Source organism: Granulicella aggregans (assembly GCF_014203275.1).
Taxonomy (GTDB): Bacteria; Acidobacteriota; Terriglobia; order Terriglobales; family Acidobacteriaceae; genus Edaphobacter.
The window spans coordinates 551518-567796 of record NZ_JACHIP010000001.1 but is presented as its reverse complement, the minus strand read 5'-3'; the positions used below and the strand labels follow the sequence as shown (position 1 = coordinate 567796).

Here is a 16279-nt window from a genome sequence, read left to right as displayed (position 1 = left end):
CGGAGCCATTGGTTGCACCAACAGGCATGCACTAGAGTGCAACAGGTAGGAGCAACTGCAAACGATTTCATTCGTTGCCTGGTGAATAGGTAAGTTGCGATCTCTAAGTATCGCCACGACGTGTAGCTGAACGCATCACTGGTCCTTCCAGTCCGCGCAGCAAGCAAACTTCAACGTGTCAGCACGACGAATCGGATATTCAAAGATATCCGGATCAGATATCCAGGAGTACTTATGAATCGCTTGCACCGCCTTCTACTTTCCATGACTGTATTGGTTTCTCTCCCGTCGACCGCCATCGCGTTCGGCCAGGACATCCAGGCATCGAAGCTCTCCCGTGATCTATCTTCGTCCGCGCCTTTTCAGAAGGTCCCGGTCATCATTCAGTACAAGCACGACACGACGCAGTCGCAGGCCGACAGCATTCGCCTGAACGGCGGCTTGGTCAAGCAGCAGATTCACCTCATCCACGGCATCACCGCCGACGTTCCGGTCTATATGCTCTCGTCCGTCGCGAACGATCCCGAGGTCAGCTACATCTCGATCGACCGCAAGGTCAGCGCCCGCGAAGTTCCCTTCGCCGCGCCCGAGTACACCATCGAGCCCATCAACGCACCTTCCGCATGGGCGAAGGGATACATCGGCACCGGCGTAGGTATCGCCGTCATCGACAGCGGCATCAACCCGGTCAACGACCTCTCGCTTAGCCCGCTCCTGCCGGCGTTCCTGAACAACCTGTTGGGCAGCCGGGTCGTCTACAACGAAAACTTTGTAGCAGGTGAGAAGACCACCGCCGACATGTACGGCCACGGTACGCACGTAGCTGGTCTGATCGCTGGTAACGGCTCGAACTCGCTCGGCCTTCGCTACTTCCGCACCTTCTTCGGCTCCGCTCCGAACGCTCATCTCGTCAACCTGCGCGCTCTCGACGCGAACGGCGAAGGCACCGACTCTTCGGTCATCGCCGCCATCGACCGCGCTATTGCTCTCAAGAACGTCTACAACATCCGCGTCATCAACCTTTCGCTGGGCCGCCCCATCTTCGAGAGCTACACGCAAGACCCTCTCTGCCAGGCTGTTGAGCAGGCGTGGAAGGCCGGCATCGTGGTCGTCGTCGCCGCCGGTAACGATGGCCGCGACCTGAACCTGAACTCCGAAGGCTACGGCACCATCAACGCTCCGGGTAACGATCCCTATGCGATCACCGTCGGCGCGATGCGCACCATGCAGACTCCCACCGTGCAGGACGACCAGATCGCCAGCTACAGCTCCAAAGGCCCGTCGTTCATGGACCAGGTAGTGAAGCCCGACATCGTCGCTCCGGGCAACCTGGTCATCAGCAGCAAGTTCCCCAACGATCCGCTCTCGATCGCGAATCCGACCTTCATCACGCCGCTCTCGTTCTACCAGCGCAATGGCAGCGCAACCACTCCGTCGACGACCTACTTCCCGCTGAGCGGAACCAGCATGGCCGCAGGCGTTACCAGCGGAGCTGTTGCCGACCTCATCCAGGCCGCGCCCAGCCTTGGTCCTGACCAGGTGAAGGCGCTGCTGATGCAGAATGCCGATCGCTCCTACTTCCCGCAGACCAGCAGCGTAACCGACAGCGGCATCCTCTACACGGCGAACTACGACATCTTCACCATCGGCGCCGGCTATCTCGACATCAACGCAGCCATCAACGCTGCACGTTTCCACAATGGTAACGTTCCCTCCGGCACCGCGATGTCTCCGATCGCCAGCTTCGATCCCAACACCGGCAACACCTACATCATCACCGACCAGACAGCACTGTGGGGCAAGACGGCACTGTGGGGCAAGGCGGACATCTGGAGCGCTTCGAGCGTCTACGGTGCCACTGCCTTCGAGACGGTCAACGGTCAGACGGCTCTCTGGGGCAAGACGGCACTGTGGGGCAAGGAAGATCCGAACGCCTTCACTGCACTCTGGGGCAAGACAGCCCTATGGGGCAAGGGAACGCCCGATGCGGCGACCGCTCTCTGGGGCAAGGACAGCTCCGGTCCGATCGATCCTTCGGCCTCCATCTCGCCGCTTCTCTACTAAACCGCTTCCATCAATCGCAGAGGCCGCCTTCAGGGCGGCTTCTGTGCGTTGAGACGCTATCGACAAGCCCATCTTCTGCCTTGAGTTATGCGAAGAACTGGAGACAAAAATCAGTCGGCCTTGCCTCGAACCCGCCTCCCAAAGATGAGGCCGACGGTAGTCCCCACGCTGGCGGAGTGGTCCGAAACGCCAAAGCGCATGCCGCCATCGATGCCGACGGTATCGCTGAACTGATGATAGAAACCGCCAAACACATAGGTGCCAGGCGGCGTGTTTGACGCGGAGTTGTTCTGTCCGTACGCCTCGGCGTAGAGACGGGACTTCTCGTTGAGGTGATAGCTCAAAGCAAACGACTGCTGCCCGCCATAGGTGCATCCGGTGGCGGTCTGGCAGTCCGCTTGGACCAGCGAGCTGTTGGCGATGACATCGAGAATACCGTCTTTGAAGTAGTGATGGTTGATCAGCACCGTGATCTGCTGGCCGTAGTTCTGCAGCGAGTGCTGCGAAGCGGTGGGCAACTCCGCCTCGTACTGGATCGCGAGGCCGGGTTTGGGCAGGTGATATTGCTCCTTGAAGAGCTCAACCTTGCCGCCGAGCGTGATGGTGCCGATACCGTTTGTATTGCTCACATCGTCCGACTGGTGGACGAATGGAGACCAGCCAAAGTCAAGACGTAGCCGGTCAAGCGCGGCGTAAGATAGCCCCGCCGCAACCGTCTGCTGATTCCCTGGAACGCGCTGCGGAAAGGCGTCGTAGCCGGTCTCAAACTGCAGCACTCCCTTGTTCTGGATGGACGCCCCGTTGGCGACCGTCGGGCGGGTGGGGCTCAGGCCAATGTCCTGCGCGTAGGCGTCGATGGAAGACGTGGCCGCAATTGCGATTGCAACTAGAAGAGTCTTGAAGCTGTGGCGCATCGGTTTCCTCGGAGTTGTCTGTGGCATGAGATGCGCGGGTTGATGCTGGAGGAGATTATCGCCGACGCCGATGAAATGGCACCGCGGCTACAATCTGTCTGTGGTAGCGAACTTTCAATTCGCGGTAGCGTCGTCGTTTGAACCCTCGCGGGCGGAAGAGATTTTGCGCGCTGTTCCTGCGGTGCCCGGTGTGTTTGCTCTGCGTGGCTTCAAGGAGACGGACGAGCCTTACCTGACGCGCACGGCGGACCTGCGGCGCAGGATGCGGCGGCTGCTCGATCCTCCGGAGTCGCAGTCAAAGCGGCTGAATCTGCGCGAACGCGTGGCGCGGATTGAGTACACCGTGACCGGGTCGGAGTTCGAGTCGTCCCTGGTGCTGTATGAGGCTGCGGCGGCGCTCTTCGGGTTGGCTGAGGCGCGGCGGAGGTTGAAGCTGCATACGCCTTACTTCCTCCGGTTCACGGCGGAGAATGCGTTTCCGCGAGTCTATGCGACGAATCGCTTGAGCAAGCGTGGGTTGGCGCAGATGTATGGACCGTTTCCTTCACGGGCGGCGGCCGAGCGGTACTGCGATGCGGTGCTTGATCTGTTCAAGATTCGCCGGTGCTATGAGGATCTACAGCCCTATCCGGAGCATCCGGGATGTGTGTATCAGGAGATGAAGAAGTGCCTCGCGCCATGCAACATCGCCTGCACGGTGGAGGAGTACAAAGCGGAGGCCGATGCTGTGGAGGCGTTCTTCGCGACGCGGGGCGAGAGCATGCTGGGTAAGATCGCTGCCGAGCGCGAGGTCGCCGCGGAGGCGATGGAGTTCGAACAGGCGGCGGCGCTGCATGAGAAGTATCAGAAAGTAAAGGCGGCCGCTGCGCTGGCAGACGAGCTCGTCAGGCCGGTGCTCGAGGTGCGGGCCGCTGTGGTGCAGAAGGTCGCTCCTGCTTCGGCAGAGGGTGAAGATTTGCAGGAGGCTGCGCTCTTCATGGTGCAGGCCGGATGCATCGCCGGGCCGGAGCGGATGTCGACGCTGGGCGTGCGGGCGGTGAAAGAGCAGACCAGCGTGGGGAGCTCCCTGTTTGCGCAACCGTTGATGCTGCAGGCGGTGCCGCTGGAGGGCTTGCAGGTTGAAGCTGCGGAGAGTCCGGAGATGCGGGCCAATGAGGTGCTGGCGCGGCTCGAGGCAAAGGCGAGTGTGCCGTCGGATATGGCGCTGCTGAGCGATCATCTCTCGCTGCTGCGGCGCTGGTACTACCGGCCGGAGAAGCAACGCGCCGGCGAGGTCTTCTTCCCCTATGCGGATGGTGGATGGCCGGTGCGAAGGATCCTCCGCGGTGCGGCGCGCATGGCCCTGGGCGAGCCTGCGACGATGGCCGATACCGACCGTGAAGGGGCGAAGAAGATCAAGGCGGGGGCGAAGGTTAGAGTGCTCCACGAGGGACGGCCGGATGTGGAGCGGGTGATCGAAGTCGCCGAACACGCCCAGTCGCCAGAGGCATTTACCAGCCGCAGGACAAGCGGAAGATAGAGTTCTCGTTGAATCGCCATGGCTGCTGAAGACTTCTGATGCTCCAGATTGAAAAATCCCGGCAGGAATGCCGATAGAGATGCGTGAAAAACTGGTCTATCTCGCTTCGCATCTCCGCTGGCTTCGCTCTGGTATTGGTCTTTATGGCGAACCTGTGCGGGTTGGCGATCCACACGATGCGCTCCGTGCTGGCCAGCGAGAATGCGCACTCGCGGAGCTACGTGCCCGCGACCCAGATGGCGACCGACTTTGAGCGCGACGTTCTGAACGCCCGCATCTTCTTCATCTACTTTGTGACGATTCAAAAGCCGGGTTCTCTGGACAAAGGCTGGGAGCGATATAACCAGGCAGAGAAGCAGCAGAAGGACTTACTGGCGTTCGTGAACGGCAGTGAAGACCTGCGTGAGCTGAGGCCCGGCGTCGAGCAACTGGGCAGAGATCTTGACGCCTATCGAGTCCCACTGGAAGCGACCCTGAAGATGGTTCAGGCTGGCACGCTGCACGGCGATGCGTACGACGCGCAGGTGAAGGAATGGGCGGCCAAAGGTGCGACGATGGTGGCCGATGCCGGCAAGCTCGAGGTGTTGTGTTCGACGGTAAGCGGCAACTCGACGAAGACAATTATCGGGAGCTTGAATAGCTCGATGACGAATAACCTGGTGATCTTCCTGGCCGGGTTCTGCGCCTCCTGCTTGATGGCGACCGTAATTGTCCGGCAGATCAATTCGAGCCTGCGCACCTTGACGAGCGAGTTGCGGGATGGATCAGAACAGGTCTCGGGTGCGGCGACCCAGGTGGCGGCGGTGAGCCAGGATGTGGCTCGGGACGCGTCGCAACAGGCGGCGATGATCGAGGAGACCTCGGCATCGGCGGTAGAGATTGGTGCAATGGCTACGCAGAGCGCGGAGAATGCGCGTGCGGCGACCGGGCTTGTGATCGACGCGGTAAAGAACACGGAGCATACCGGCCGGGCGGTGCAGGATTGCATCGCCGCGATGAACGCGATCGGACAATCTACCCACGACATTGCGAAGACTTTGCAGGTAATTACGCAGATTGCCTTCCAGACCAACATCCTTGCTCTGAACGCTTCGGTGGAAGCAGCACGCGCGGGCGAGGCGGGAATGGGATTCGCGGTGGTGGCGGACGAGGTGCGCAGCCTGGCACAGCGCTGCTCGGCGGCGTCGGAAGAGATCTCGGTGCTGATCGAGCAGTCGTTAGGAAATGCCGCTGATGGCAAGACAAAGATTAGCGTCCTGACGGATGCGAGCAGGGGAGTGAGTTCGGTCTTTGCGCAGTTGAAGCCGCTGGTCGAACAGGTTGTCGGCAACAGCCAGGAGCAGAGCCACGCGATCGATCAGATCGGTCGCGCTCTACTTAAGATGGAGCAGGCGACGCAGAAGAGCGCTGCTGCGGCAGAGGAGAGTGCTTCGGGTGCGGAAGAGTTGAATGCACAGTCGGAGCAACTAAGGATGTTGGCGGAGGGGCTGGGGCATCTGGTGGATGGATCGGGTTCGGAGAGCGCGCCGCGTGGGGGCGGGCGTGCTTATCGGATGGCAGTTTCGTAGTTCGCTGCAATCCCACATATGGCGATAAAGCTGCCAGATATGGGGCACCCTGCAGAACAGGCATAGAGTTCGTCCATGAGCTAACGAGAAGAAGCAGATCCTCCTCTGTGCGGAGGATGACAAAGGTTGGGGTGGGGGCAGACCGCTGTGGGAAGGGTTCATACGCCACTGGTACACTTCGGGAGTTGGTGGAGGAGTTGTTTTCCACGGAATTCCTGAGGAGTACGAACGATGGTTGAGCTGGCGTTTTCGATATTGGCGGCGGACTTTGCGCATCTGGCGGATGAGATTGCCGCAGCGGAGCGGGGCGGCGGGACGATCGTGCATGTGGACGTGATGGATGGGCACTTTGTGCCGAACATTACCTTTGGGCCGCCTGTCGTAAAGGCCGTGCGGAAGGTGACGAAACTGCCGCTCGACTGCCACCTGATGATCGAGAATCCGGACGCGTTCATTCCGGAGTTTGCGGCTGCGGGGGCGGACATGATCTCTGTACACCAGGAGGTCTGCAGGCACCTGCACCGGACACTGCAGTTGATCGCCGATCACGGCATGAAGCCTGGGGTGGTGATCAATCCGGGGACGCCGGTGGACTCGCTGATCGAGGTGCTGCCGATGGTGCATCACGTGTTGGTGATGAGCGTGAACCCGGGATTTGGCGGGCAGAAGTTCCTGCCGTTTTCGCTCGAAAAGATGGCGTATCTCGCCGAGTTGCGGCACGAGATGGAGCTGAACTTTCGCATAGAAGTAGATGGCGGAGTCGCTCACGATACGGTGGGTTCGGTCGTCGAAGCAGGAGCGGAGATGCTGGTGGCAGGGTCGGCGATCTTTGGGCCGGGCGGCGCGGAGGCGAACGGGAAGAGCTTTCTGGAGGCCGCGCGCGAGGCCGAGGCTCGGATGGACGAGGAAGAGGATGGGCACGATCACTCGCATGGGTGAGAGTTCGTGGCGGCCCACTCATCGCGATGAGGCGGCGATGAATGGGGCACAGCATTGGTGGTTCGACTCTCACATCTCAGAGCCGAGATGTGGAGCACCCGATGATGAAGCCGCCCGACGCTTCGCTCAGGATGACGGTTCTGTGGGATTGACGGTTTTACCGGAGTCGGGGTTTTCGGTTCAGCAGGCAGGCACGAGTTGCCTCGGAAGATTAGAATGGTGTCATGTTTCGCGCCGACGCGCGGGGCAGATGGAGTGGATTGGATGACGAGTTCCCGTACCTTTTTCCCTAGTTTGAGAGCAGCGGTCGCTGCAGGCTTTGTCGTGGCAGGAATGATCAGCGCTTCGGGCGTGTTGCGAGCGCAGGATGCGGCTCCGGCACCGGCCGCGACGACACAAGCTCCGGCTGCAGATGCCCCGCTGGCGCCGGTTTCGGCCCCGGGACAGATTGTCCCCAAGACCAAGGCCGACAAGAAGAAGGCCCAGGCAGAGAAGAAGGCGGAAAAGAAGGAAGAGAACAGCAAGGCAAACAAGGTTGTGCAGTCGAAGGATACGCGGGCTGCCTTCAAGAAGGGCAAGAAGATCGATCCGCTGGCGGGCAAAGACGCGTCGCTTCCGGACAAGCAGCTGTATGACAAGGCGGTCGATGCGACCAAGCATGGCCGATTCGACCTGTCACGGCTCGATCTGCAGACGCTGCTGAACACCTATCCTGACTCGCAGTACCAGATGCGCGCGAAGCTGGCGATTGCCGACTCCTGGTACAAGGAGGGCGGTACCGCAGCCTTGACTCAGGCCGAGCAGGAGTACAAGGACTTTATTACCTTCTTCCCGAACGCTCCTGAGGCCGCAGAAGCGCAAATGCGCGTAGGCGATATTTACTTCCGGCAGATGGACAAGCCCGACCGCGACTACGCGAAGGCTGTCCACGCGGAGCAGGAGTACCGGACGATGCTGCAGCAGTTCCCGGACTCGACTCTGGTGCCGGACGCGAAGCAGCGGCTGCGCGAGGTGCAGGAGGTCCTGGCGACGCGTGAGAGCACGATTGCGGAGTTCTACTCGACGCATTCGAACTGGCCGGCGACGATTGCGCGCTACCAGACGGTGGCGGACACGTATCCGCAGTACAGCCACATGGACGACGTGCTGTTGGGGCTGGGAGATGGATTCGAGGCCGAGGCGAAGTATGTGCGCAGTCTGAAGCTGCCCGAGGCTGGAAAGGCGCGGCTGGAGAAGGTGTACGACGACCAGGCGATCGCGGCCTACTCGAAGATTGTGACCGAGCACGCCGCTTCGCGCGGAGTGGAAGACGCGAAGGATCGTCTGATTGCGCTGCATGCCGACATTCCGAAGCCGACGGCGGAGCAGATTGCGCGGAGTGAAGAGATGGAAAACAGTCGCGCCCAGTACAAGATCACGGACCGCGCCCGGCTGTTGGTCATGCACCAGCCCGACGTGGTGACGGCAGCTAGAACGGGCGATCCTACGCTGGTCGATCCGAAGCCGACGGTGGCTCCGGATGTGACCCGGCAGATTGTGAAGGACTTCACGCTGGCGATGAATCCAAATGCGCGGCCGGCGACGGCTCCTGGTGGTGCGGCTACTGGCGACGCGGCGGCTCCGGTGACGGACGGATCGGGTACCCCGGCTCCCGCTGCAGACACTGCGGCTCCGCTGGCGTTCCAGGATGTCCCAGCGGCGGGGACCAGCACTGGCGCATCGGGATCGACGATGACTGTCGCGCCGGTAACGAATGGCGGCGGAGCCCCGGCGGCTTCGGCAGGCATCGAGATTGTGAGTCCCGGCTCGAGTGCTCCGATTGATGGGATGAAGGCGGTTGGGCCAGCGAATAACACGCCGCTGCCTGCGATCGAAAAGCCTGCGGACGCTCCGGACACCGTGAACGACATTCAACCCGGACAGGCTCCGCCTGCGGCAGCTGCTCCGGCGAACGGAAAGAAGGCGAAGCCGGAGTTCGATAAGAACGACGAGTCGTCGAACAAGCACAAGAAGAAGAAGGGATTGGGGAAGATCAATCCTTTCTAAGAGCAGGGTTTAGGGAAAAGGGTATAGTGAAGGGCCGATCCGGTATGGGTTGGCCCTTTTTATTTGGTTTCCGGTTCGATTTCTGGCTCGGAGACAGGATTGAAGCGTGGAGGGCGAAGCCGTCGCTCAGAGTCGAAGTTTATTTATAGGTGAGTGAGGGTGTGGAGGAGGGATTCCCAGAGGTCGCCGTAGTGGTCCCAACCGCCTAGTTGATGCACTCGTGCGAGGGCTGCGGAGCGCATTGCCAGTTGGAGGGCGGGGTCGTCGGCCAGATGCTGCATGCGGTCGGCGAGGGCCTGGGTGGGATTTTCGGTCCGCGGGAGAATGAAGCCTTCGATACCGTTGGTGAAGAGGTCTTCAGCGCCGGTGGCGGGGGTCGCGATGACGGGGCAGCCGCACGCCATGGCCTGACCCTGGACGAGAGCGAGTCCCTCCTCGATGGAAGGCAGGACGAGAGCGTGGCTGCGGGCCATGAGGCTGGCTAGCTCGGGCTGTGGAAGGGAGCCAGTGAAGGTGACGTCTTCTGTAGGGAGACGGGGGAGCAGGGGGCGGATCTCGTCTGAGATATGGCCGACTATGGTGAGGTGCTTATGCGGGTGGCGCAGGGCGGCGAAGGCATGCAGTAGGTACGGGATGCCTTTGCGGAGGCTGACGCCGCCGGCGAAGAGCAGGTGGAACTCTTCTTGTGACGGAGGCTCAGGGGCAGGGGTGAACTTGTCGAGGCGGACGCCGTAGGGGATGACGTGCACTTTCTCGGCGGGGACGCCCATCTGGATGAAGGATCGGCGGGCTACGGTCGAGGGGACGGTGATGGCGTTGGCCTGGGCGTAGATCGCCTCTTCGCGGACGAGGATGTGGGGCTTGGCGAGGGGCAGAGGGAGACCCCAGCGTTTGTACTCGGCGTGAACGACTTGATCCTGGAAGCGTTGGTGGGTGGAGCCGCGGTCGCAGATAAAGACCCCGCCGTGGCGCTGAACTTCGGCTCCGGTGAGGAGGCCCGCACCGGATATGGCGATGAAGGCATCGGGATAGCCCTGCGGGTCACGGGAGAGATGGAAGCGGGTGTAGCGGTCGAAGGTGAGGGCGTTCCAGGCGGCGAGTTTGGAGAGGAGCGCGGGAGGGGCGTGGCCGGTGCGGCCAAGGATGTACTCGGAGGTGTGGAACGGAGGAAATGTGCGGACGATGGAGTGGGGTAGGCCTTCACGCTTGAGGCGGGCCCAGGGCCAGGTGGAGTAGATGCGTTGAAGGTGGCCTCGGCGGCGGAGCTGGTGGGCGAGCTCGAAGTGGTGGAAGACACCGAAGACGGCCTGCACTACCTTCATGCTTTGGCCTTGAGGGACTTTACGAGCTGGGCGTGGTCCTTTTCGGTCTGGTCGGCGTAGGTGGAGGCGAACTGGAGGATGGCTTCGTCGAAGCGCTCGGAGTTGCCGATGTAGCCGGCGAGAAGAGCGCAGTCGCCGCCCCGGGCGTGGCCTCTCGCTAAGAGTTCTCCACACACAGAGGCATATTCCATGAGGCCGGCGGGCTTCAAGGTGGTCATGTCGAGCGAACCCTTGTGGTCGTTGAGTTGGCGGACCAAGTAGTCGCGGCCTTCGATTTTGGTCCAGCCTAAGAAGGGGTCGGACTGGAGCTGCATCGCGCGCTCGCCCTCTACTACCCGGCGTCCCTGGTGATAGGTCTTGAGAGCGTTTCGAGTGACGTAGGGTGCGTAGGCGGAGACGGCTTCTTCTTTGATCTGGATGAAGAGGGGATCTTTGCGGCCGTTGCCTTCGAGGTAGACGCAGAAGTCGCGGAGGCCTACGGAGCCGGTGCCGACGACCTTGAAGGCGACGTCGACGACACGGTACTGGGCGAGGAAGCGGCGGCGCTCGGGAAGGAGGGTCTCGGCGTAGGGAGTGAGCGAGGCGATGACCTTCTCCGCTTCCTTGCCGGTGACCCGTTCGAGGACGGGCGGATTGTGGCGGAAGATGCGCTGGCGGGGATGAGCGGGGATGGGTTCGGTGAGGTTCAGGAGGTTGGTAAGGGGGGTGCTGCGCTTGGCGGCGAGAAGGATGGCGGAGACAGGGCCAACTTCTCCAAGGCGATGGACCTGGAAGCGGGCGACCTCAAGCACGGGCATGGTGGAGAAGAGCTGCATCATGCGGCGGTAGCGGGCGAGGAAGGCGGTGGCGGCTTCGCGGCAGTGCTGGTTGGCGACGGCAGCTTCGCGCCCGGCGAGGATGAGCGAGGTGGCCATGCGCTTGACGTCCCACTCGAAGGGGGCCACGAGGGTCTCGTCGAAGTCGTTGATGTCGAAGACGAGGCGGCCGTCCGGGCCGGCGTAGGCTCCGAGATTGCGGACGTGAGCGTCGCCGCAGAGCTGGGTGAGCAGTCCGGTGTTGGGGATGAGTGATAGGTCGTAGGCCATGACCGGGACGGCTCCGCGAAAGTAGGCGAAGGGCGAGCAGGCCATGCGCTCGTTCTTCAACGCGATGAGTTTGGGGACGCGACCGCGAGTGGACTTCTTCAGGAGATCGAGGGGTTCGTGCTTGCGATCTTTAACGGACCAGGCGGCGTGGGCGATGCGCTTCATCTGCTTGCGGCGGGCCTGGCCGAGGGCGATGCGTTCGCGCACGGTCCGGTAGGTAGCGTGGCCTGGGAGTGCGGGTATCGGAGTGGAGTCCGGGGTGGCTGCGGGTGCCTCAATGTTCGCTTTAGCGGGCTTAGATTTCGTGGTCATGATTGCCTGATTTTCCGGCGCCCTTGTTGGGGCGGGACATGTTGGTTTCGACGCACTTCTCGGAGACGCGGACGGGATTAGCGCACTGGCCTACGGCGGCGCGGGTGAAGGCGCGGTAGAGGCGCTGGACGTCAACCTTCTGACCGGCGCGGACCTCGCGATCGACGGCGGCATGCATGGCCGAGAGGAGTTCGGGGCGGAGCTCATTGAGGATCTTGTCGATGTAGATGTAGGGCAAGGAAGCTCCGGGTGTTGCCTGTAAGAACGATACAGGGTTCGCGGGTAAGGGTTGGTGATGAAGGCGGTTCGTGCTTCGCACGAATGTCCCACCTTAGCGATAAGACTGCATGGATGGGCACCCGCAGCGGTGGCTGAAAGGCACGGAGGCTATGGAGGTATGGGTGGTGTGGCGGGTCCTTCGACTCCGCTGCGCTCCGCTCAGGATGACGGAGTGGTGGGAGGTGAGTCCTAAATTTTTAGTTGACATGGCGAGATGGCCGGGCGTAGTGTCCTAATCAGTTAGGAGAGCGGGCGATGGGTGACGAGGTTTTGACCAAACTAGAGCTGCAGATCATGCAGGTGATCTGGCGGCGGGGCGCAAGCCTGGTGGCGGATGTGCAGGAGGGGCTGGAGCAGGAGCTGGCCTATACGACGGTCCAGACAGTGCTGAACATCCTGGTGCGGAAGGGCAAGTTGAAGCGCGAGTTGGAGGGGCGAGCCTTTGCGTATAGCTCGGCGGTGAGCGAGGAGAAGGCGCTGGGGACGGCGGTGCGGGACCTGGTGGACCGGATGTTTGGCGGATCGAGCGAGGAGCTGGTGATGAGTCTGATCAAGAGCCGGCAGATCGATGCGAAGAAGATTGCGGAGTTGAGCAGGCGGCTGGAGACGGAAGGCGGCGGCAAATGATCGACTCATTGATAGGCTTGTTGCGGCAGGGCGAGTGGGTGGCGCTGGGGTATCTCGCGAATGCGGTTTGGCAGGTACCACTGGTATTTGCGGCGGCGTGGATCGCGGCAAAGTTGGCTCGACGGACCGGGTCGGCGTTAGAGCACCGGGTGTGGGTGCTGGCTCTGTTGCTGGAGGCATTGCTGCCCGCAGCGCATTTGGATTTGAGGGCAGGGTGGGAGTGGATGACTGCGCTGTTCTCGAGGCGATCCGGTGCTCATGAGGGCGCTGTGGGACTTGTGGTGGGAGCTGGCGCTGTTAATGGAGACGGGCTGCGACTGCCGAGTTTCTTACTGGTGGGTCTGGCTTCGATCTTTGCGGCGACGGTGGTTTACTTTGTGGCACGACTGGCTTGGGGTGCGTGGCGGACGGAGAGCATGCGGAGGCGGGCGTTGCCTTTGGTGTTGGAGGGCGAGGCGGCTCGGGCCTGGCGGAGGTGCGGCGGGTTAGCGCCGGTAGTGGAGTTAAGGGTTTCGGGAGTGGTGTCGGGGCCGGTGACGGTGGGAATCTCGCAGCCTGCGGTGTTGGTGCCGGTGGGGTTTCTGGAGAGCGTGGAATCGAGTGATCTGGAGGCGGTGCTGGCGCACGAATTGGCCCACGTGCGGCGGTGGGACTTTGCGAAGAACCTCCTGTACGAGGCAATTTCAGTGGCCGTGGCGTGGCATCCGGTGGTGTGGATGACTCGGGCTCGGGTGGCGGAGAGCCGCGAGATGGTCTGCGACGCGATGGCCGCAGAGGCGGTCGCGGGGAATGAGAACTATGCACGATCGCTGCTGAGGCTGGCCGCTATGGTCGCCGATGGAAGTCCGGCGAAGACACTTCACGCCATCGGGATCTTCGATGCCAACAGCTTTGAGAGGAGAGTTATGAACCTGACGAAGAAGCCTGTGGAGATGCGGATCATGCAGCGGGTAGGAACGGTTGCTGCGTGTGCGGTGATGGTGGTGGCTACTTGCGCTGCGGCGCTGGCGCTAAGGGTTGAGGTGGGGCCGGAGATGCAGGCGGTTGCGGCTGCGGGCGGAGCTGATCCGCTGAAGGTCGACCAAGGGAAGTTGACGCACACGAGTCAGAAAATGCCGGTATATCCGGCGGAGGCAAAGGCGAAGAAGGACACGATCAATGGGCCGGTGGTGCTGGCGGTGACTATCGGCAAGGACGGCGCGGTGGAGCAGATCAGTGTGAAGAAGAGCCTGCGTGCTGACTACGATCGGAGCGCTCTGGATGCGGTGAAGGACTGGCGGTGGCAGCCGTATCTGCTGAACGGAGAGCCGGTCGAGGTGGATACGACAGTGACGGTGACTTACTCTCTCGGGGATGACTCCGAGGGAGAGCCGCTGATCCAAAAAGTTACGGCTTCAGCTCAAGGAACACCGAACCATCTGCCGAAGATCATTGGGCAAGTGGACCCTGAGTATCCAGCGCAGGGAAGGGTCGACAAGGTGAATGGTACGGTCGTTGTCGGAGTGACCGTGGGCTCGGATGGCGCGGTGAAAGAGACGCATATTGTGGATAGCCTCCGTGATGATTTCGACGAGAGTGCTCAAAAGGCGGTGCGGCAATATCGTTTTGAGCCGGCGCTTGCGGATGGCAAGCCGGTGGAGGCGAAGGTCCAGGTCCAGGTGGACTTTCGCATCTACTGATCGCACAAGACCGCAGGTTTGGGTGATGTAGGATAAGGCTCCATGCGGAGCCTTATTTTATTTTTGGTGGCCTGTGCGATGTTGCCGATTGGAGTGGCCGCACAGGTGAAGGAGAGTGCAATGCATCATGCGCGAGGGACGTTTACGGTGAAGATTGTGCCGCTTACTCCAGCACCGGCGGAGGGGTTGGGGCGGTTCTCGATCGACAAGGAGATCCATGGTGACCTTGAGGCGACGACCAAGGGTGAGATGTTTTCGGGCGGTGATCCGAAGGCTGGTGCGGCAGGGTACGTGGCGATTGAAGTGGTGACCGGGACGCTTGGCGGGAAGCATGGGAGCTTTGCGCTGCAGCAGATGGCTACGATGAGTGCGGCGGGGATGGAGATGAAGGTGGTGGTGGTTCCGGGATCGGGGACCGGGGAGTTGAAGGGGATCTCCGGGACGTTCGTGATCACGATCGCGGAGGGGAAGCATTCGTTTGATCTGGAGTATGAGTTGCCGGGGTGAGGGGAGGGCGGTTCGTGCTTCGCGCGAATGTCCCACCCATGGCCAAAGGCGAGCCATGGATGGGGCACCCGTTTCTTCGCTACTGCGGGGTTAGGCGGAAGAGCTTGCCGTTGTCGCCGAGGACGTAGATGAAGCCTTCCGGGCCTTGTCTCACGTCGCGGATGCGGCTGTGCTGATCGAGGAGCAGCGGCTCTTCGGAGACGACTTTGGTTCCGTCCAGGACGATGCGATCGACCATCTCCGAACGCAGGCCGCCTACGAAGAGGTTGTTCTTCCACTGCGGGAACTTGTCGCCGGTGTAGAAGAGCAGACCGGATGGGGCGATGACGGGGTCCCAGTAGTAGAGGGGCTGCTCCATGCCGGCGTGCTCGGTGATGCCGGCGCCGATGATGTCGCCGGGGTAGTCGATGCCGTGGACGATGACGGGCCAGCCGTAGTTCTTGCCGGCCTGGGGCTGGTTGATCTCGTCGCCGCCACGGGGGCCGTGCTCGACCTCCCATAGCTCGCCGGTGGCGGGGTTGATGGTGAGGCCCTGCGGGGTGCGGTGGCCTCGCGACCAGATCTCCGGAAGCACGCCCGGTGTATGCAGGTACGGATTGTTCGGCGCGGGCTTGCCTGCGGGGGTGATGTGGATCATCTTGCCGAGATCGTTGTCGAGCTTCTGTGCGTAGTCCCATGGTGGGGACTGGGAGCGGTCGCCGATGCTGACGAAGAGATCGCCCTGGCGATCGATGGTGATGCGGCTGCCGGCGTTGACGGCGTGGTCGCGCGGCAGGGCGGGCTTGGCGCGGAAGATGACGTTGACGTCGGTGAGGGCGAGCTTGGCTTCGTCGAGCTTCGCTTTGCCTACGACGATGGCGCTGGTGTCGTGGTCTTCGGCCTCGTTGAAGGTGAAGTAGATCGTGTGGTTCGATGCGAACTTGGGATCGAGTTCGATGTCGAGGAGGCCGAGCTGCTTGATCATCAGGACTTCAGGGACGCCGCTGAGCGGAGCGGATAGGGCGCCATCCTGTGAGACGATGCGGATCTTGCCTTCCTTCTCGGTGACGATCATCTTGCCGTCGGGAAGGAAGCCGAGGCCCCAGGGGCTGTGGAGCTGGTCGGTGATGAGGGTGACCTTGGGAGCGGCGGTCTGGACGTAGGGCGCGCGGGTCTGGCCGGGAAATGCGGGCTTGTCGCCCTTCAATTCTGTGGAGCGGTGGTCGATGGGCTGGCCGGGGTTGAGGTCGGGCTTGGGGGAGGAGAAGTCGGTGAAGCCGGGGCGGGTTGGATCTGGTGGCTTCGCGGTAGGTTCCTGTGCGAGGGCGGTTCCGGCGAGGGCAGTTGCTGAGAGGCAGAGGATCAGGTGCTTGAGCATGAACTTCCTTTTACGACAGCGATTGAGGGTGATGAAGTGCGGGTTTTTGCTGACGGGAGAT

13 protein-coding genes are annotated in these 16279 nt (G+C 61.8%); 8 read left to right on the top strand and 5 right to left on the bottom strand.

Translation table 11 applies throughout. The annotated features are described in order from the left end of the window. Positions 1 to 234 precede the first annotated feature (234 nt). Positions 235 to 2064: a S8 family peptidase gene (locus HDF16_RS02325; RefSeq protein ID WP_184213547.1), complete on the top strand. Its 1830-nt coding sequence runs from the start codon at positions 235 to 237 to the stop codon at positions 2062 to 2064. A gap of 110 nt (positions 2065 to 2174) precedes the next feature. On the opposite strand, the gene HDF16_RS02320 is transcribed toward HDF16_RS02325, so the two are convergent. Beyond that, a complete protein-coding gene (locus tag HDF16_RS02320) occupies positions 2175 to 2978 on the bottom strand; it encodes a hypothetical protein (RefSeq protein ID WP_184213546.1) in 804 nt (267 codons plus the stop codon). A 163-nt stretch (positions 2979 to 3141) separates the two neighbouring features. On the opposite strand from HDF16_RS02320, the gene HDF16_RS02315 reads away from it, so the two are divergent. The 4 genes from HDF16_RS02315 (at position 3142) to HDF16_RS02300 (ending at position 9050) form a co-directional block, all read left to right on the top strand. After that, positions 3142 to 4497: an excinuclease ABC subunit C gene (locus tag HDF16_RS02315; RefSeq protein WP_246408588.1), complete on the top strand. Its 1356-nt coding sequence runs from the start codon at positions 3142 to 3144 to the stop codon at positions 4495 to 4497. An 83-nt stretch (positions 4498 to 4580) separates the two neighbouring features. Continuing rightward, the gene (locus HDF16_RS31520) at positions 4581 to 6065 is read left to right on the top strand and encodes a methyl-accepting chemotaxis protein (protein WP_184213544.1); all 1485 of its coding nucleotides are present in this window, start codon (positions 4581 to 4583) and stop codon (positions 6063 to 6065) included. A 231-nt stretch (positions 6066 to 6296) separates the two neighbouring features. Beyond that, positions 6297 to 7004: a ribulose-phosphate 3-epimerase gene (gene rpe, locus HDF16_RS02305; protein ID WP_184213543.1), complete on the top strand. Its 708-nt coding sequence runs from the start codon at positions 6297 to 6299 to the stop codon at positions 7002 to 7004. Positions 7005 to 7268: 264 nt separating this feature from the next. Then, positions 7269 to 9050 (top strand): outer membrane protein assembly factor BamD, encoded by a 1782-nt coding sequence (locus HDF16_RS02300; protein WP_184213542.1) that lies wholly within the window; start codon positions 7269 to 7271, stop codon positions 9048 to 9050. A 143-nt stretch (positions 9051 to 9193) separates the two neighbouring features. Here HDF16_RS02300 and HDF16_RS02295 read toward each other — a convergent pair whose 3' ends face one another. From HDF16_RS02295 to HDF16_RS02285, 3 genes are read right to left on the bottom strand one after another with little or no spacing between them, the layout of a single operon-like run. Next, complete coding sequence (locus tag HDF16_RS02295) at positions 9194 to 10372, bottom strand: glycosyltransferase family 4 protein (protein ID WP_184213541.1); 1179 nt, start codon at positions 10370 to 10372, stop codon at positions 9194 to 9196. Next, on the bottom strand, positions 10369 to 11769 hold the full coding sequence (locus HDF16_RS02290) for a DUF2252 domain-containing protein (protein ID WP_184213540.1): 1401 nt from the start codon (positions 11767 to 11769) through the stop codon (positions 10369 to 10371). Before HDF16_RS02290 ends, HDF16_RS02295 begins: the two co-directional genes overlap by 4 nt. After that, entirely contained in the window at positions 11753 to 12007 is a 255-nt protein-coding gene (locus tag HDF16_RS02285) for a hypothetical protein (protein WP_184213539.1), read from the bottom strand. Before HDF16_RS02285 ends, HDF16_RS02290 begins: the two co-directional genes overlap by 17 nt. Positions 12008 to 12303: 296 nt before the next feature. Between HDF16_RS02285 and HDF16_RS02280 the strand changes: the two genes are divergently transcribed. The 3 genes from HDF16_RS02280 (at position 12304) to HDF16_RS02270 (ending at position 14861) form a co-directional block, all read left to right on the top strand. After that, a complete protein-coding gene (locus HDF16_RS02280) occupies positions 12304 to 12675 on the top strand; it encodes a BlaI/MecI/CopY family transcriptional regulator (protein WP_184213538.1) in 372 nt (123 codons plus the stop codon). Next, on the top strand, positions 12672 to 14354 hold the full coding sequence (locus HDF16_RS02275; protein ID WP_184213537.1) for a M56 family metallopeptidase: 1683 nt from the start codon (positions 12672 to 12674) through the stop codon (positions 14352 to 14354). Before HDF16_RS02280 ends, HDF16_RS02275 begins: the two co-directional genes overlap by 4 nt. Before the next feature lie 120 nt (positions 14355 to 14474). Next, complete coding sequence (locus HDF16_RS02270; RefSeq protein WP_184213536.1) at positions 14475 to 14861, top strand: DUF3224 domain-containing protein; 387 nt, start codon at positions 14475 to 14477, stop codon at positions 14859 to 14861. Positions 14862 to 14940: 79 nt separating this feature from the next. Here HDF16_RS02270 and HDF16_RS02265 read toward each other — a convergent pair whose 3' ends face one another. Next, positions 14941 to 16218, bottom strand: a complete 1278-nt coding sequence (locus HDF16_RS02265; protein ID WP_184213535.1) for a PQQ-dependent sugar dehydrogenase — start codon at positions 16216 to 16218, stop codon at positions 14941 to 14943. Between the last annotated feature and the right edge of the window lie 61 nt (positions 16219 to 16279).